The 15,367-nt window shown below is 63.6% G+C and carries 14 protein-coding genes; 5 read left to right on the top strand and 9 right to left on the bottom strand.

The features are described 5' to 3' along the window. Nucleotides 1-68: 68 nt before the first annotated feature. The gene (locus tag K2U94_RS12995) at nucleotides 69-458 is read right to left on the bottom strand and encodes a ribulose bisphosphate carboxylase small subunit (RefSeq protein ID WP_243067618.1); all 390 of its coding nucleotides are present in this window, start codon (nucleotides 456-458) and stop codon (nucleotides 69-71) included. A gap of 114 nt (nucleotides 459-572) precedes the next feature. Continuing rightward, entirely contained in the window at nucleotides 573-2,021 is a 1,449-nt protein-coding gene (locus tag K2U94_RS12990; protein ID WP_243067617.1) for a form I ribulose bisphosphate carboxylase large subunit, read from the bottom strand. Nucleotides 2,022-2,156: 135 nt separating this feature from the next. Between K2U94_RS12990 and K2U94_RS12985 the strand changes: the two genes are divergently transcribed. From K2U94_RS12985 to K2U94_RS12970, 4 genes are all read left to right on the top strand, one after another. Then, the gene (locus K2U94_RS12985) at nucleotides 2,157-3,050 is read left to right on the top strand and encodes a LysR family transcriptional regulator (RefSeq protein ID WP_243067616.1); all 894 of its coding nucleotides are present in this window, start codon (nucleotides 2,157-2,159) and stop codon (nucleotides 3,048-3,050) included. A 298-nt stretch (nucleotides 3,051-3,348) separates the two neighbouring features. After that, the gene (locus tag K2U94_RS12980) at nucleotides 3,349-4,071 is read left to right on the top strand and encodes a carbonic anhydrase (protein ID WP_243067615.1); all 723 of its coding nucleotides are present in this window, start codon (nucleotides 3,349-3,351) and stop codon (nucleotides 4,069-4,071) included. A 201-nt stretch (nucleotides 4,072-4,272) separates the two neighbouring features. After that, the gene (locus tag K2U94_RS12975) at nucleotides 4,273-5,295 is read left to right on the top strand and encodes a synaptic vesicle VAT-1 family membrane protein (RefSeq protein ID WP_243067614.1); all 1,023 of its coding nucleotides are present in this window, start codon (nucleotides 4,273-4,275) and stop codon (nucleotides 5,293-5,295) included. A 740-nt stretch (nucleotides 5,296-6,035) separates the two neighbouring features. Next, a complete protein-coding gene (locus K2U94_RS12970) occupies nucleotides 6,036-6,464 on the top strand; it encodes a hypothetical protein (RefSeq protein WP_243067613.1) in 429 nt (142 codons plus the stop codon). Nucleotides 6,465-6,617: 153 nt separating this feature from the next. On the opposite strand, the gene rpe is transcribed toward K2U94_RS12970, so the two are convergent. The 6 genes from rpe to K2U94_RS12940 form a co-directional block, all read right to left on the bottom strand. After that, on the bottom strand, nucleotides 6,618-7,325 hold the full coding sequence (gene rpe / locus K2U94_RS12965) for a ribulose-phosphate 3-epimerase (protein ID WP_243067612.1): 708 nt from the start codon (nucleotides 7,323-7,325) through the stop codon (nucleotides 6,618-6,620). 55 nt (nucleotides 7,326-7,380) lie between these two features. Next, complete coding sequence (locus K2U94_RS12960) at nucleotides 7,381-8,766, bottom strand: ribulose-bisphosphate carboxylase (RefSeq protein WP_243067611.1); 1,386 nt, start codon at nucleotides 8,764-8,766, stop codon at nucleotides 7,381-7,383. 156 nt (nucleotides 8,767-8,922) lie between these two features. Next, nucleotides 8,923-10,002 carry a class II fructose-bisphosphate aldolase gene (gene fba / locus K2U94_RS12955; protein ID WP_243067610.1) on the bottom strand — a complete coding sequence of 360 codons (1,080 nt, stop codon included), beginning with the start codon at nucleotides 10,000-10,002 and terminating at the stop codon, nucleotides 8,923-8,925. 4 nt (nucleotides 10,003-10,006) lie between these two features. Then, on the bottom strand, nucleotides 10,007-12,022 hold the full coding sequence (tkt, locus tag K2U94_RS12950) for a transketolase (protein ID WP_243067609.1): 2,016 nt from the start codon (nucleotides 12,020-12,022) through the stop codon (nucleotides 10,007-10,009). Nucleotides 12,023-12,045: 23 nt separating this feature from the next. Next, nucleotides 12,046-12,921 (bottom strand): phosphoribulokinase, encoded by an 876-nt coding sequence (locus tag K2U94_RS12945; RefSeq protein WP_243067608.1) that lies wholly within the window; start codon nucleotides 12,919-12,921, stop codon nucleotides 12,046-12,048. 12 nt (nucleotides 12,922-12,933) lie between these two features. Then, nucleotides 12,934-14,001 carry a class 1 fructose-bisphosphatase gene (locus K2U94_RS12940; RefSeq protein WP_243067607.1) on the bottom strand — a complete coding sequence of 356 codons (1,068 nt, stop codon included), beginning with the start codon at nucleotides 13,999-14,001 and terminating at the stop codon, nucleotides 12,934-12,936. 105 nt (nucleotides 14,002-14,106) lie between these two features. On the opposite strand from K2U94_RS12940, the gene K2U94_RS12935 reads away from it, so the two are divergent. Then, nucleotides 14,107-15,045 (top strand): LysR substrate-binding domain-containing protein, encoded by a 939-nt coding sequence (locus K2U94_RS12935; protein WP_243067606.1) that lies wholly within the window; start codon nucleotides 14,107-14,109, stop codon nucleotides 15,043-15,045. A 91-nt stretch (nucleotides 15,046-15,136) separates the two neighbouring features. Here the strand turns inward: K2U94_RS12935 and K2U94_RS12930 are convergent, their stop codons facing one another. Further along, on the bottom strand, nucleotides 15,137-15,331 hold the full coding sequence (locus K2U94_RS12930) for a YgaP family membrane protein (RefSeq protein WP_243067605.1): 195 nt from the start codon (nucleotides 15,329-15,331) through the stop codon (nucleotides 15,137-15,139). Between the last annotated feature and the right edge of the window lie 36 nt (nucleotides 15,332-15,367).

Here is a 15,367-nt window from a genome sequence, read left to right as displayed (position 1 = left end):
AATTCCAGGACCAGAAAGCGGTTTTCCGCGCCGGCGGAACGCGATTTCAGCGAGAGCTGAAAATCGCGTCACCTCGTGGGCGACAGGGTGTAATGCATCGACCGGCCCTGCACGTCTGTGCGGGTCATGGTGAAATTCGGCTCGACCTTGGGCCGCTGGACGATGAAGGCGGTGCGCACCGTTTCGAAACCACGCGTGGAGTCGAAGGCGATGAGCTTGATATAGACATCCGGAAGGGCCTTGCGGCAGGCGTTCAGCTCCATCATCACGCCGGCAGCGTCCTTCAGGTCGAACATGGGATTGCCCCACATTTCCCAATAGGTGTTGCGCGGGTGCGGATCGTCGGTGAATTCGATGCCGATGGCCCAGTCGTTGCGCAGGCAATATTCGATCTGCGCCTTGATCTGCTCGTCGTCGAGATCGGGCAGGAAAGAGAAACAGCCTTGAGTGATACGCATGTCAGTGCTCCTGAATTCGGTTCGATGGCTGTCGCCGTCATCGCCGGCCACAGGGCGCGCCAAGCACGCCCTGTCGGCTCCTCGCAATGACGGCGAGGCTGGTCCGGGCGGGCCTTACTGCGCGGCGACAGGCGTCGGCGTGAAGTCCGACGTGTCCGTCGAGGCGTAATTGAAGGTGATGTTGCCCCAGGTGTCGAGCGCGGCTTCGAGCGGCTTGCACCATTTGGCGGCGGCGCGGAGAATTTCCGGACCTTCCGTCTTGATGTCTCGGCCTTCGTTGCGCGCCAGCACCATGGCTTCGAGCGCCACGCGATTGGCGGTCGCGCCGGCCTGGATGCCCATCGGATGCCCGATGGTCCCGCCGCCGAACTGCAACACCGCGTCGTCGCCGAACAGGTCGAGCAGCTGGTGCATCTGCCCGGCGTGGATGCCGCCGGACGCCACCGGCATCATCTTGCGGATATCGCACCAGTCCTGGTCGAAATAGATGCCGCGCTGCAGGTCCATTTTCGTCACCGCCTCGCGGCAGGTGTTGTAATAGCCCTGCACGGTCATCGGGTCGCCCTCGAGCTTGCCGACGGCGGTGCCGGCATGGATGTGGTCGACGCCGGCGAGGCGCATCCATTTGGCGATGACGCGGAACGACACGCCATGGTTCTTCTGCCGCGTATAGGTGCCGTGGCCAGCGCGATGCAGATGCAGGATCATGTCGTTCTGGCGGCACCATTCCGAGATCGACTGGATCGCGGTATAGCCGATGATCAGGTCGATCATGACGATGACCGAACCCAGTTCCTTGGCGAATTCGGCGCGGCGGTACATCTCCTCCATCGTGCCGGCGGTGATGTTGAGGTAATGGCCCTTGACCTCGCCAGTGACGGCGGTCGCCTTGTTCACCGCCTCCATGCAGTAGAGGAAGCGGTCGCGCCAGTGCATGAAGGGCTGCGAGTTGATGTTCTCGTCGTCCTTCATGAAGTCGAGGCCGCCCTTGAGGCCTTCATAGACCACGCGGCCGTAGTTCTTGCCCGAGAGGCCGAGCTTAGGCTTGGTGGTCGCGCCGAGCAGCGGGCGGCCGAACTTGTCGAGGCGCTCGCGCTCGACGACGATGCCGGTCGGCGGGCCCTTGAACGTCTTCACATAAGCCGGCGGGAAATACATGTCTTCGAGGCGCGCCGCCTTGAGCGGCTTGAACGAGAAGACATTGCCGATGATCGAGGCCGTGAGGTTGGCGATTGAGCCTTCCTCGAACAGGATGTAATCATAGGCCACGTAAACGAAATACTGGCCGGGATTGCCGGGAACCGGATCGACGCGATAGGCCTTGGCGCGATAGGAATCGCAGGCGGTGAGGCGGTCGGTCCAGACCACGGTCCAGGTGGCGGTCGAGGATTCGCCGGCGACGGCGGCGGCCGCTTCGATCGGGTCCACGCCTTCCTGCGGGGTGATGCGGAAAAGGGCGATGATGTCGGTGGCCTTCGGCTCGTATTCGCCGTTCCAGTAACCCATCTGGGCATATTTCAGAACGCCGGACTTGTAGCGCTCCTTGCCTTTGAGTTCCTTCATCTTGGTTTCCATGGGCTTTCTCTCCCTCCTTGGCTGACGTTCACGCCAGTCCGTAAGCGATGCCCCTGTTTACGCCGCTATAACCTTTGAGATAAGTTCATTGTTTAGAACGTTATCTCATAGTGGAGTATATGGATGCTGCGGCGGATCACGCTCCACCAGTTGCGCCTGATCGAATCCCTCGCGCGCCATCTCAACATGACGCGGGCGGCCGAGGAGATGAACATGACGCCCTCGGCTTTTTCAATTCAGATCAAGTCCTTGACCGAAAGCATCGGCCTGGCCCTGCACGAGCAGACCGGCAAGAAGCTGAGCCTCACCGAGGCTGGCCGCGCCGCCGCCGCCGCCAGCCGCGACATTTTGCAAAGGCTGGAGGCGCTGGGCATGGAACTGTCCGAGATGCGCGGATTGGAGAGCGGCGAATTGCGCCTCGCGATGATCACCTCCGCCCGCTATTTCGTCACCAAAATGATCGGCGATTTCTGCCGCGCCCATCCGGGAATCGATCTGGTGATGGAGGTGGTCAACCGCGACCAGATGCTGGAGCGCATGGCCCAGAACCGCGACGATCTCTACATCATGGGCCGCGTGCCGCAGGACATGGAGGTCGAAGCCTTTCCCTTCATCGAAAACCCTTTGGTCGTGGTGGCGGCGCCCGACCATCCCTTGAGCCGCGAGCGCGGAATCGCCGCGAAAAGGCTGGAGAACGAGCCCTTCATCCTGCGCGAGCCGGGCTCCGGCACCCGGCAGGCGACCGAGCGCTATTTCGCCGAGCACGAGATTCCCTTGCGGGGGCGGATGACGCTGGGCAGCGACGAGACGATCAAGCAGGCGGTGGCCGCCGGCCTGGGCCTCGCCGTCCTGTCGCGCCATGTGCTGACGCTCGAACTCGCCACCGGCGCGCTGCGCGAGCTGGACGTGACGGGCTTTCCCCTGATGCGCCACTGGTATGTCACGCATCTGAAAGCGAAAAAACTGTCGCCGGCGGCTTCGGCCTTTCTGAATGTGTTGAAGCAGGGGCGAAGCTGATCGCCCTCGAAAACAGCCTTCTCAACGGCAATGGCCGATATTGAAGTAGCGCTTCGCCAGCTTGACGCCGCGAAGTCCCAGATTGTGCCGGCTGTCCCCGATCGTCCGAGGTTGAACCGGGCTTTTCCCGCGCGTCGGGCTTGCGGCGAGCATACTCGCGCTGAAACGTATCGATAATTCACGGCGCGTCTCAACGACATTTCAGTCTTGCCAAAGCTGTGCATTAGGCCCAGCTTCACCGTCCTCAGGGCTGTCATCTGACGAATGTTGGTTCGAATGGCGGAGGGAGTGACCAGAAATGTGCGAAACGTGCGATCGCAAAGCAATGGTCCGGAGGGATCTCCTCAAGTTCGCGGCCACGGGTTTGGCCGGGGTTACGCTCGCCGGCGCGATGAAACCGGCGCAGGCGGCCGAAGGCGCGCCGACATCGCTCTCGCCGGACGAGGCGCTCGCCGCGCTCAAGGATGGCAACGCGCGCTATGTCAGCCAACCGGAACTCTGCTCGATCAACCTGGCCGCGAAGCGTGCCTCTGTCGTTGGAGGGCAGGCGCCATGGGCGACGGTGATCTCCTGCGCCGACAGCCGCGTCCCCCCGGAGCTCATCTTTGGCGGCCAAGGGGTCGGCCAGCTATTCGTCGCCCGCAACGCCGGCAACCTCGTCGATACGGCTACGCTTGGCACGGTCGAGTACGGCGCGGCGGTGTTGGGGTCGCCGCTCATCGTCGTCCTCGCCCATACCAGCTGCGGCGCGGTGAAGGCGGCATGCGACGTGGTAAAAAAGAACGCGACCTATCCCGGCGCGATTATGCCGATGATCGAGCCGATACTGCCCGCCGCGCTCGCCGCGCGGGATGACCCGGGCGACTACGTCAACGCCGCCGCCAAGCGCAGCGCGCGACAAACGGCGGCGCGGCTGACCGCGACGAGCACGCTCATCTCGGGCCTCGTCGCCGAGGGCAAGCTCAAGATCGTCGCGGCGATCTACGATATTGAGACTGGGGAGGTGAGCTATCTCAGTTAATGAAGGGCGGCCGAAAAACACGGGCGGGGTCAAGGATGACGGCTTCGTGCCGTTCCTTGACTGGCGGGCAATGACGGCAGTCCGCCGTTCCGGGCCTTTCGCCAACGGGAACCAGGCGTCGGATTTCGGCCACGAGGCGAGAAATCCGCGTCCCGGGTGTGGTAAAGTCCGTCTGGGCAAGGGTGCGCCAAGGGTGCGATCATGCGACAGATTTGGATCACAAAGGCCGGGGCGCCCGAAGTCCTGGTCGTCAAACAGGCCGCCGATCCCGAGCCGAAAGCCGGCGAACTTCGGATTCGCGTCGAGGCCAGCGGCGTCAATTTCGCGGATGTTCTCGGCCGCCTTGGGATTTATCCCGACCTTCCGCCCATGCCGGTCGTGCCTGGCTACGAGGTGAGCGGCCGCGTCGACGCGGTCGGCGCCGGCGTCGATGCCGGCTGGATCGGGCGCGACGTGTTGGCGATGACCCGTTTCGGCGGCTATGCGGATGTGGTCTGCGTCCCCGTCAAACAGGCCTTTGTCCGGCCCCACGGCATGTCGGTGGAGGAGGGCGCGGCGATCCCCGTCAATTATTTCACCGCCTGGCAGCTCATCGTCGTCATGGGCGCGCTGAAGCCCGGCGAGACGGTTCTCATCCATTCCATCGGCGGCGGCGTCGGCATTGCCGCGACCCAGATCGCCAAAAAAATTGGCGCGCGCGTAATCGGCACGGCCTCCGCGATCAAGCATGCGGAATTGCGTGCGCTCGGCGTCGACGAACTGATCGACTATCGCACCGAGGATTTCGAACAGCGCGTGCGTGAAATGACCGGTGGAGGTGGCGTCGAACTCATTCTCGACGCGGTTGGCGGCGACTCGTTCAAAAAGGGCTATCGGCTGCTGGCGCCGACCGGGCGCCTCGGCATGTTCGGCGTTTCCTCCGCCGCGACGGGCAAGGAACGCAGCCTGCCCGGCCTGTTGCGGATGTTGGCCTCGACGCCCTGGCTGCAATTCAATCCCATGGCGCTGATCAACGACAACAAGGGCGTGTTCGGCGTCAATCTCGGCCATATGTGGAGCGAAATCGACGCGCTCCGCGGCTGGGGCGAGCAATTGCTGGAGCTATGGCGCGAGGGCGCGATCAAACCAAAAATCGCCCGCGTCTTCAAATTCGACGAGGCCCCGCAGGCGCATCATTTTTTGCAGGACCGGCGGAATATCGGGAAGGTGCTGTTGAGGGCGTGAGCGGTAAGGTCAGATGCTTGTCGCCTTTGCCGGGATGCCGGGAAGTGGCTCGAAGCGGCAAATCGGCTGCGAACCGCCAAGGCAAGGGAGTGCGATATGGCGATAAGAGCGAAACACCGAATTTGACTTAGACGAGACGTGCATGTGGAGAATCCCGGCTCAAGCTTAAGCCGCCAAAGCCCGTCTTTGCAGAATTTGGGCAAAGCGCTTGGATGCAACATCGAAATTTGGATCGGAAACGAGATTCCGACCGGCTTGGGCGGCAGCGGAGATTCTTTCGAAATAGCGGTCTGAACCCGCGGATTGCCCTTGACACATTCGCGCGGGCCGCCTTACATTACAATAATTGGAATATTCGAATGTACGAAATAAGCGACCGATAGAACTTCAAAACAAAATATCGTTAACGGTCGCTCCAACATAAATCGGCATCAGTCGAGCGCGGAAACGGGCGCTCTGGAACCTATCGGGCATTCAGTTCTAACTGCTGCGACAAATCGAGCGCGCTTGGCGTGGCGTCCCTGCCATCCGCCTGGGCTTCGGCAAATCAATTCTACGACAGATTCGATCAATTCCCGGATCTGATTACGCCTTTCATGTTTGCTCCGTGGAGCGTTCCTCTTCCAGGACCGACCAATGCGCGAACTTGGAAGTGGCGGCGCGAAGGCGCTGGCGTTCAGCCGCCCCAATTGCGGGACCGCGTTCGCGACCCCGAAACACAAGTATTAGGGAGCAAAAAGATGAAAAGTTTGATCAGACTGGGACTCGTCCTCGGCGCGGGCGTCATAGCCAGCACTGCCTTCGCCCAGCAAACCCCTCCGCCGGCCGGTCCTTATTCCGGTCAGGAGCACCAGGCGCAGAACCCCAATTGGGCCCCCCCGCCGCCGCCGCCGGCTGGCTACGGCGCACCGCCTCCGCCGCCGGCTTATGGCCCCGGCTACGCCTATGGCCCCGGCTACGGTCCCGGCCCGGGCTATGGCCGCGGCTATGGCTACGGGGATGATGATTATTACGGTCGCGGCTATGGTCGTGGTTATGGCTCCGGACGGGGCCATGCCCGGGGCAACTTCAGCTTCGGCGGCGACTCTGACATGAGTGGCAATGGCTGGGGCAACGGCGATGGCTATGATCGCGGCAGGGGAAACAGCTGGGGTCCCGGCTGGTGGTGAGCCTGAACTGAAACGGCGGCGCGGTTTTCACGGACGAAAAACGCGCCGTTCCGAAAATATGCGATCGCGACGTGTTCGCGGTCGCGTCGATCGACTCTGCCGACCGCAGTCGTCGCACAGGCGCAACATTTCGACGCCTGCTTCCGCAAATTGTCACGCCGCGTTCTTCACCCTTGCCGCTTCGCCGGCCGCGCGGATGGCGGCGATGTTGCGGCCGTAGACCTCCGGATTGTCCACCGAGCCGCCCTTGAACACGGCGGAGCCCGCGACCAGCACGTCGGCGCCGGCCGCCGTCACCAGCGGCGCGGTCTCGGGGGTGATGCCGCCGTCGATTTCGATATGGATCGGGCGGTCGCCGATCATGGCGCGGATCTGTTTTACCTTCTCGACCTGGCTTTCAATGAAGCTCTGGCCGCCGAAGCCGGGATTGACCGTCATGATCAGGACGAGGTCGATGCGGTCGAGCACGAATTCCAATGCCGAGGCGGGGGTCGAGGGGTTGAGCGACACGCCGGCCTTGGCGCCGAAGGACCGCACCAGCTGCAGCGAGCGGTCGAGATGCGGACCGGCCTCGGCGTGGACGGTGACGATGTCCGAGCCCGCCTTGACGAAGGCCTCGATATAGGGATCGACCGGAGCGATCATCAGATGGACGTCCATCACGCCCTTGATGTGCTTGCGGATGGCGGCGCAGGTCGCCGGGCCGAAAGTGATGTTGGGGACGTAATGGCCGTCCATCACGTCGACATGGACCCAATCCGCGCCCTGAGCCTCGATGGCGCGGCATTCCGCGCCGAAATTGGCGAAATCGGCGGAAAGGATCGAAGGCGCGATCTTGATGCTGCGGTCGAAGGCGGTCATGGGGCGTCTCCTTTTTGTATGGGCCGGCGGTGTTCCGCCGGCCCTTTTTTAAGCGTCAGGCCGCGGCCTGGCCGAGCCTGTCGCGCCAGCCGGGGAACAGCTTGTCCGCGTCCTGCGGGAAGCTGACGAAGGCGCGGGCGAATTCGCGGTGGTCCTTGGCGAATTCGATCGGGTCCGCGCCGGCGCGCCAGCACATTTCCGCCTGACGCAGCGAGGTCGCGCCTGCCACGCCGCCGTCGACATGGCCGAAGGCGCCGCCGCCCGCGGTCATGATCAGGTTGGAGTGGCCGAGATTGGTGAAGAAGCCCGGCATGCGCAGGGCGTTCATGCCGCCCGAGATGATCGGCGTGGTCGGGTTCATTCCCAGCCATTCCTGATGGTAGAACGGACCGTCCGCGCTGTCCTGGGTGATCATGTAGGCCATGTCCTTGTCGGCCGCCTCGCCTTCCATCTTGCCGAAGCCCATGGTGCCGGTGTGGATGCCGGAAGCGCCCTGGAGGCGGGCCATTTTCGACAGGACGAAGGCGGTATAGCCGCGCTTCGAATTCGGCGAGGTCACGGCGCCGTGGCCGGCGCGGTGATAGTGCAGGTACTGCTTGGGGAACTGGCGGCGCGCGGTGGTGATCGCCGCCGGGCCAGCGACATAGCCGTCCACCAGGAAGGCGACATGATCGGCGTTGGGGCCGAAGGTCTCCAGGATATATTCGCCGCGGGCGATCATCTCGTGATAGTCGTCGGCGGTGATGTTGAAGGAGAACAGCTTGGCCTGGCCGGTCTTGTCCTGGGCGCGGACCATGGCGTCATTGACGAGGCGCACCGCTTCCTTGAACGGCGCGAAGGTCTGGTTGCCCTGGGGCTCGTCGTTCTTGATGAAATCGCCGCCCAGCCAGAAATCATAGCAGGCGTCGGCGAAAGGCTGCGGGCGCAGGCCGAGCTTCGGCTTGATGATGGTGCCGACGATGAAGCCGCCGTCGACCACCGGGCGGCCGAGCACGCGCCACAGATCCTTGATCGTGGTCGAGGGGCCGTCGAACAGGCGGAGATATTGCGGCGGCACATAGAAATCGTGCATCTTGCCGTATTCGATGTCGCCCATGCCCTGGTTGTTGCCGATGGTCAGGGTCAGGAAGGAGGCGATCATCGCGCGGCCGTCGATGATGTTGCGGTCGAACAGTTCGACCGGATAGGCGATCTTCATGACCTCCTGGGCTTCGTCGATCTCATAGACCAGCGCATCGACGCCACGGGTGAAATCGTCGGTGGTCGAGACCTCGACATTGGTGCCGGTCGAGGATTCCGCGGCGAAATGCGCGGCGGAGGCGAGATAGTTCCCGAAGCCGGGCTTCGGCTTCATCTTGTAGGCGACGAGCACATGCTTGCCGTCGGCGATGAGATCGGCTTCCTTGAGGTTCAGATTGGCGTAGCGCGCTGACTGGTCCATTTTTTCTTCCTGCGTGGTTGTTGTTGCAGTTGCGCCGACTCCCCAGACGGCGGTGGGTAGTGTTGGCGACGCGCCGGCCCGGCGCGTCGCCCGCTAGGACGAAGCGAGAAGTTTCGCGTCGCAGAAAAGCCGGCGCATTTGCCGCGCCGGGAAGGATCAGGCCGCCGACTTGACCGGGATGACCGGGTCCAGCGCGCCGCCGGCGTAGAGCTTGGCCATTTCGGCCATCGGCTTGACCTTGATGGCTTGAGCCTTGCCGGCGCAGCCGAAAGCCTCGAAGCGGTCGCGGCAGACCTTGCTCATGGCGTCCATTGCGGGCTTGAGGAACTTGCGCGGGTCGAATTCCGACTTGTTCTTGTTGGCGACGCGACGGAATTCCGCCGCCGCGGCGAGGCGCAGGTCGGTGTCGATATTCACCTTGCGCACGCCGAACTTGATGCCGCGCACGATCTCTTCGACCGGCACGCCATAGGTCTCGCGCATTTCGCCGCCGTTCTCGTTGAACAGATTGCGATATTCCTCCGGGACCGAGGAGGAGCCGTGCATGACCAGATGGGTGTTCGGCAGTTTGGCGTGGATTTCCGCGATGCGGTCGATCGCCAGGACGTCGGCGGTCGGCTTTTTCGTGAACTTGTAAGCGCCGTGCGACGTGCCGATGGCCACCGCGAGCGCGTCCACCTTGGTCGCTGCGACGAAGCGCTGGGCCTCGTCGGGGTCGGTCAGCAGGCTCGCCCTGTCGAGCTTGCCTTCAAAGCCGTGGCCGTCCTCGGCTTCGCCATGGCCGGTTTCGAGCGAGCCGAGGCAGCCGAGTTCACCTTCGACCGAGGCGCCGACCATATGGGCGAGGCGGGCGACTTCGGCGGTGATGTTGACGTTATAGTCGTAGGTCGCGGGCGACTTGCCGTCCTCCATCAGCGAGCCGTCCATCATCACCGAGGTGAAGCCGTTCTGGATGGCCGACAGGCAGGTGGAGACGCGCTCGCCGTGGTCCTGATGGATGCAGAGCGGAATTTCCGGATACATCGCCTCAAGGGCTTCCATCATCTTCGAGAACATGATGTCGCCGGCATAGGCGCGGGCGCCGCGGCTCGCCTGGATGATGACCGGCGCGTTGACCGCGCGGGCCGCCTCCATGATGGCGAGGGCCTGTTCCATATTGTTCACGTTGAAAGCGGGAACGCCGTAGCTTTGTTCGGCGGCGCTGTCCAGCAATTGTCTAAGCGTGATCCGGGCCATTACGTCACTCCTTCGAGATCAGGGATTGGGCGGCGGCGGCCACGGCTTCCGCCGTGATGCCGAAGTGCTTGTAAAGTTCGGGCGCGGGCGCGGAGGCGCCGAAGCCCGTCATGCCGATGAAGGCGGAGCGCTCGCCGAGCCAGCGGTCCCAGCCGAAACGCAGGGCCGCCTCGACGCCGACGCGCGGCGCGGTTCCGAGAACTTCGCGCTGATAGGCGTCGCTCTGGCGCTCGAACAGCTCCCAGCAGGGCATGGAGACGACGGCGGCCTTCACCCCGACCATGCCGAGTTCATGGGCGGCGGCGACCGCGACCTCGACTTCAGATCCGGTCGCCAGAATGGTCACGTCGCGCGGGCCTTCCGTCTCGCGCAGGACATAGGCGCCCTTGGCGGTAAGGTTCTCGCCCGTATCTTCGGTGCGCAGCGCGGTAAGGCCCTGGCGGCTGAGGGCGAGCGCCGATGGCGTCCTCTTTTCGGCAAGCGCCACAGCCCAGGCCTCGGCCGTCTCGACCGCGTCGCAGGGACGGAAGACGAGCAGATTGGGCATGGCGCGCAGGGCGGCGACGGTTTCGACCGGCTGATGGGTCGGGCCGTCCTCGCCGAGGCCGATGGAATCATGGGTCAGGACATAGACGACCCGCACGCCCATCAGCGCCGACAGGCGGATCGCGCCGCGCGCGTAATCGGAGAACACCAGGAAGGTGCCGCCATAGGGGATGAACCCGCCATGGAGCGCGATGCCGTTCATCGCCGCGGCCATGCCATGTTCGCGCACGCCGTAATGGATATAGCGTCCGCCGAAGGCGCCGGTCTTGACCGATTCCATGCCCTTGGTGATGGTCAGGTTGGAATGGGTCAGGTCGGCCGAGCCGCCGATCGTGATGTCAGTGGCGCCATTGATCGCCGCGAGCGCGATCTCCGAAGACTTGCGGGTGGCGATCTTCGGCCGCTCCGCGACATGCTTGGCGATCAGTTCTTTGAGCGCGGCGTCAACCGCGGCCGGAACTTCGCCGGAGACCTGGGCGTTGAAGGCGGCCGCCTTGGGGGTGGCGGCGAGGCGCGCCTTCCATTGCGCTTCGGCGGCGGCGCCGCGCGCGGCGACCTTGCGCCATTCGATCAGCACCGGCTCCGGCACGACGAAGGCCGTGTGGGGCCAGTCGAGCTTTTCGCGGGCGCCGGCGATTTCCTCGGCGCCGAGGGCTTCGCCATGGGCCTTGGAGGTGCCGGCGCGCGTCGGCGCGCCATAACCGATGATGGTGTTGCAGGCGATCAGCCAGGGCTTGTCGCCTTGCGCGCGCGCCTTGGAGATCGCGGCCTCGATCTCCTTCTCGTCATGGCCGTTGACGCGGATCGTGTTCCAGCCGCAAGCCGCGAAGCGCGCGACCTGGTCGGTCGAGGTCGAGAGATCGGTCGAGCCGTCGATCGAGATGTGGTTGTCGTCCCACAGCACGATCAGCTTGCCGAGCTTCAGATGGCCGGCGAGATCGATCGCCTCGTGGGAAAGGCCCTCCATCAGACAGCCGTCGCCGGCTATCGCATAGGTGTAATGATCGACGAGGTCGTCGCCATAGCGGGCGTTCATCATGCGCTCGGCGAGCGCCATGCCGACGGCGGTGGCGATGCCCTGGCCGAGCGGTCCGGTGGTGGTCTCGATGCCGAGCGCGTGGCCATATTCGGGATGGCCGGCGGTGTGGCTGCCGAGCTGTCGGAATTTCTGCAGCTGTTCGATCGGCATGTCGGCATAGCCGACGAGATAATGCAGAGCATATTGCAGCATCGAGCCGTGCCCGGCCGAGAGCACGAAACGGTCGCGGTCGGGCCAGGCGGGATCGGCAGGGTTGAGCTTCATGAAACGGGTGAACAGCACCGTCGCGACGTCGGCCATGCCCATGGGCATGCCGGGATGTCCCGATTTGGCCTTTTCCACCGCGTCCATGGCAAGCGCGCGGATGGCGTTGGCCATGTCGCCGAAGGAGGGGCCCGCCGCCGAAGCGCGTTCCGCGAGCATTGTCTCGTTCATCGCGAAATCCTTGTCTAGAGGGTTCACTTTGTGCGCCGGCTGCGCTCGGTCAGGCGCAGTATCATCGGCGTCAGGATGAGCTGCATGGCGATGTCCAGTTTGTCGCCGGGAATGACGATGGAATTGGCGCGGCTCATCCAGCTGTTATTGATCATAGACACCAGATAAGGGAAGTCGATTCCGCTCGGATTCCTGAAGCGGATCACCACCAGAGACTCGCCCGCCGTCGGGATCCAGCGCGCGATGAAGGGGTTGGAGGTGTCCACCACCGGCACGCGCTGGAAATTGATGTCGGTATGGGTGAATTGCGGGCAGATGACATGCACATAGGAGTGCATGCGCCGCAAAATCGTGTCGGTGACCGCTTCCGTCGTATAGCCGCGGGAGGCGCGGTCGCGGTGGATCTTCTGGATCCATTCGAGATTGATCACCGGCACGACGCCGATCTTGAGATCGGGGTAGCCCGCGACGTTGATGTTGTCGGTCTTCACCGCGCCGTGCAGGCCTTCGTAGAACAGCAGGTCGGAATTTTCTCCGATGTCGCGCCATTCGGTGAAATGGCCGGGAGGCACGCCATGGTGTTCGGCTTCCTCGGCGTCATGGACATAGGTGCGCGAGCGGCACTTGCCGGTGTCCGCATAGGACTTGAACGAGCTCTCCAGCTCCTCGAGCAGATTGGCGCTTTCGGAGAAATGGCTGAAGGTGTGGTCGTTGGCGTCGCGGTGTTTGGCCATTTCGGCCTTCATCTCGGCGCGGTCGAAGCGATGGAAGGCGTCGCCCTCGATCGAGGCCGCGACGATGCCCTCGCGGCGGAAAATCTGGTCAAAGGTGAACTTGACCGTGCTGGTGCCCGCGCCCGAGGAGCCGACGACGGAGATGATCGGATGTTTGATGGACATTCTTGCCGGTCCTCAGTTGTGGAACAGTCCGCGTTCGCCGAACAGCGGGGAGTGGGCGCGTTCGAAATGAGCGTCGGAGAAATAGCTGGCGATTCGCGCGACCTTTTCAATCGAGCCGAACACCAGCGGGGTGCGCTGATGCAGCTTGTCGAGCTTTTTCGACAGGATGCGCTCGACGCCGTCGGTGGCGCCGCCGCCCGCCTGCTCAACGAGCATGGCGACCGGGAAGGCCTCATACAGCAGCCGCAAGCGACCGCGCTGATAGCCGGGGCGATCGTCGCCGGGATAGAGGAACACGCCGCCGCGCGAGAAGATGCGGTGGGCGTCACCGATCATGCAGGCGAGCCAGCGCATATTGAAGTCCTTGCCGTGCGGGCCGCCTTCGCCCTCGACGCAATCATCGATGAAGGCGCGGATCGGATCCGGCCAATGGCGATAGTTGGAGGCGTTGATCGCATATTCGCGGGTCGAGGGCGCAATGCGCACGTTGCGCGAAACCAGTATGAAGCGATGGGTCGCCGGATCGAGGGTGAAGTGCGCGACGCCTTCGCCGAGGGTCAGCAGCAAGCCGGTCTGCGGCCCGTAGATGACATAGCCGGCCGCGACCTGCTCCTCTCCCTTGCGGAAGAAGGACGCCGTGGCGTCGCCGGGCGTCGCGCGGAAAACGCCGAAGATCGTGGCGATCGGCATGTTGCAGTCGATGTTCGACGAGCCGTCGAGCGGGTCGCAGGCGACAGCGTATTCGCCCGCCGGATCGAGGGTGAGGATCGCCTCTTCCTCTTCGGAGGCGTAATAGGCGGTCGGCGTCTTGCGCAGGGCGTCGATGATCAGGCCGTCGGCGATGACGTCGAGCTGACGCTGCTTGTCGCCGTCCGCGTTCTGGCCGCCGACTTCCGAGCCCAGCGCCCCGTTCAGCGGTCCGCCCGCGATAATCTGCGAAAGGGCGATCCCCGCCTGCGCCATTCCGGCGATCGTCCGCGCAAGATTGTCGCGTCCCTCGCCCGCGGCGGCCCAGGTCGTGAGAAAGGCGTCAAGGCTTTCGCCCCCGGCGGAAACCGCCGGCGATTCAATAGTTGTCATGGGCATTCCTCCGCGCCAGCTTTTTTCCGCCGGCTGAAAGCAGCTTTATCGGTTTGTGTCGAAAAAGAAATTTAAAAATTCAGAAGAGCCTGTTAGATTATCTAAATGACCGATCTCAAAGCACTGACCCGCAAGCAACTACGCGTCCTCGCCGCCACGGTCGAGCGTGGCTCGGTCAGCGGCGCCGCGACGGTGCTGCATGTTACGCCGCCAGCTGTGAGCGTCCAGTTGAAGTCTTTGGAGGAACTCGTCGGGGCGCCTTTGTTTCTCCGCTCGGGCGACGCGCCGTTCACGCCCACCGAAATCGGCCAGGAATTGCTGAGCATGGCGCATGATGTGGAGCGGATGGCGGCGCGCATCGGCGAACGGATCGCCGCGCTGAAAGCCGGGGCCTCGGGCTCGATCGTGTTCGGGGTGGTGAGCACGGCGAAATATCTCGCGCCCTCCATCGTCGCCGCCTTCCAGCGCGAATGTCCCGGCGTGCGGGTGACGCTCGCGGTTGGCAACCGCGGCGAAATTACGCGCGGGCTGGAGCGCAACGAATATGACCTGACCATCATGGGCCGTCCGCCGGCCCATATCGAGGCCGAATCGGCGACCCTCGGCGACCATCCCTATATTCTCATCGCCCCGCCGGACCATCGCCTCGCCGGCGATTCCGACATTCTCGCCGAGGACCTTTTGCGCGAGCGGTTCCTGGCGAGGGAGGAGGGGTCCGGCACGCGGGCCCTGATGGAGCGTTTTCTGGAGCGGATCGGGGGCGGGCGAGTCTTCGAGATCGTCGAAATGGGCACCAACGAAACGATCAAGCAATCGGTCATGGCGGGACTCGGGATCGCGATGATTTCGGCGCACACCTGCCTGACGGAAATCGCCGACGGTCATCTGGTCACGCTTCAGATCGCCGGCTTGCCGCTGGTGCGGCAATGGTTCCTGCTCCATCGCTCGGACCGCGAATTGAGCAAGGCGGCGCAGAAGTTCCGCGATTTCGTCATCGAAAGACGCGCGAAGCTGCTGCCGAAGCTTCCAGCCTTCTGCTTCTGAAATTCAAAAAAAAGCCCGGATCTCCCGTTGCGGGCCGGGGGCGGTCCCACGCGGGAAATCCGGGTTTCTAGCCTGTGTGGCGCAGGAGCGCCTATTTCGTGTCCTTCAGCCCCAACTTGCGGAAGGCGAAAGAGGGCGGGCAGAAGCCGGTGAAGGCCGACTGCACCAGATTGAGGCCGATGAAGGCGGTGAACAGCAGGAACCAGGGCGACACGTAATAGACGAGCGCGACGGAAAGAAGCACCATGGCCCCCGCCAGAGCCCGCACCGCGTCATTGATGGTCATCGTCGTAAGCCTCTATAAATGCGTATATGCGAATAT

Origin of the sequence: Candidatus Rhodoblastus alkanivorans (assembly GCF_022760755.1) — a bacterium.
Classification (GTDB): Bacteria; Pseudomonadota; Alphaproteobacteria; order Rhizobiales; family Beijerinckiaceae; genus Rhodoblastus; species Rhodoblastus alkanivorans.
Note: the sequence above shows the minus strand (reverse complement) of the source record. Positions and strands in the feature narration are given on the sequence as shown.

Coding starts and splice junctions, on each gene's coding strand:
- K2U94_RS12945 (WP_243067608.1), bottom strand. CDS start 12,921: ATGTCCATCAAACATCCGATCATCTCCGTCGTCGGCTCCTCGGGCGCG.
- K2U94_RS12990 (WP_243067617.1), bottom strand. CDS start 2,021: ATGAAGGAACTCAAAGGCAAGGAGCGCTACAAGTCCGGCGTTCTGAAA.
- fba (WP_243067610.1), bottom strand. CDS start 10,002: ATGGCCCGGATCACGCTTAGACAATTGCTGGACAGCGCCGCCGAACAA.
- K2U94_RS12935 (WP_243067606.1), top strand. CDS start 14,107: ATGACCGATCTCAAAGCACTGACCCGCAAGCAACTACGCGTCCTCGCC.
- K2U94_RS12960 (WP_243067611.1), bottom strand. CDS start 8,766: ATGGACCAGTCAGCGCGCTACGCCAATCTGAACCTCAAGGAAGCCGAT.
- K2U94_RS12975 (WP_243067614.1), top strand. CDS start 4,273: ATGCGACAGATTTGGATCACAAAGGCCGGGGCGCCCGAAGTCCTGGTC.
- K2U94_RS12995 (WP_243067618.1), bottom strand. CDS start 458: ATGCGTATCACTCAAGGCTGTTTCTCTTTCCTGCCCGATCTCGACGAC.
- K2U94_RS12940 (WP_243067607.1), bottom strand. CDS start 14,001: ATGACAACTATTGAATCGCCGGCGGTTTCCGCCGGGGGCGAAAGCCTT.
- K2U94_RS12985 (WP_243067616.1), top strand. CDS start 2,157: ATGCTGCGGCGGATCACGCTCCACCAGTTGCGCCTGATCGAATCCCTC.
- rpe (WP_243067612.1), bottom strand. CDS start 7,325: ATGACCGCCTTCGACCGCAGCATCAAGATCGCGCCTTCGATCCTTTCC.
- tkt (WP_243067609.1), bottom strand. CDS start 12,022: ATGAACGAGACAATGCTCGCGGAACGCGCTTCGGCGGCGGGCCCCTCC.
- K2U94_RS12970 (WP_243067613.1), top strand. CDS start 6,036: ATGAAAAGTTTGATCAGACTGGGACTCGTCCTCGGCGCGGGCGTCATA.
- K2U94_RS12930 (WP_243067605.1), bottom strand. CDS start 15,331: ATGACCATCAATGACGCGGTGCGGGCTCTGGCGGGGGCCATGGTGCTT.
- K2U94_RS12980 (WP_243067615.1), top strand. CDS start 3,349: ATGTGCGAAACGTGCGATCGCAAAGCAATGGTCCGGAGGGATCTCCTC.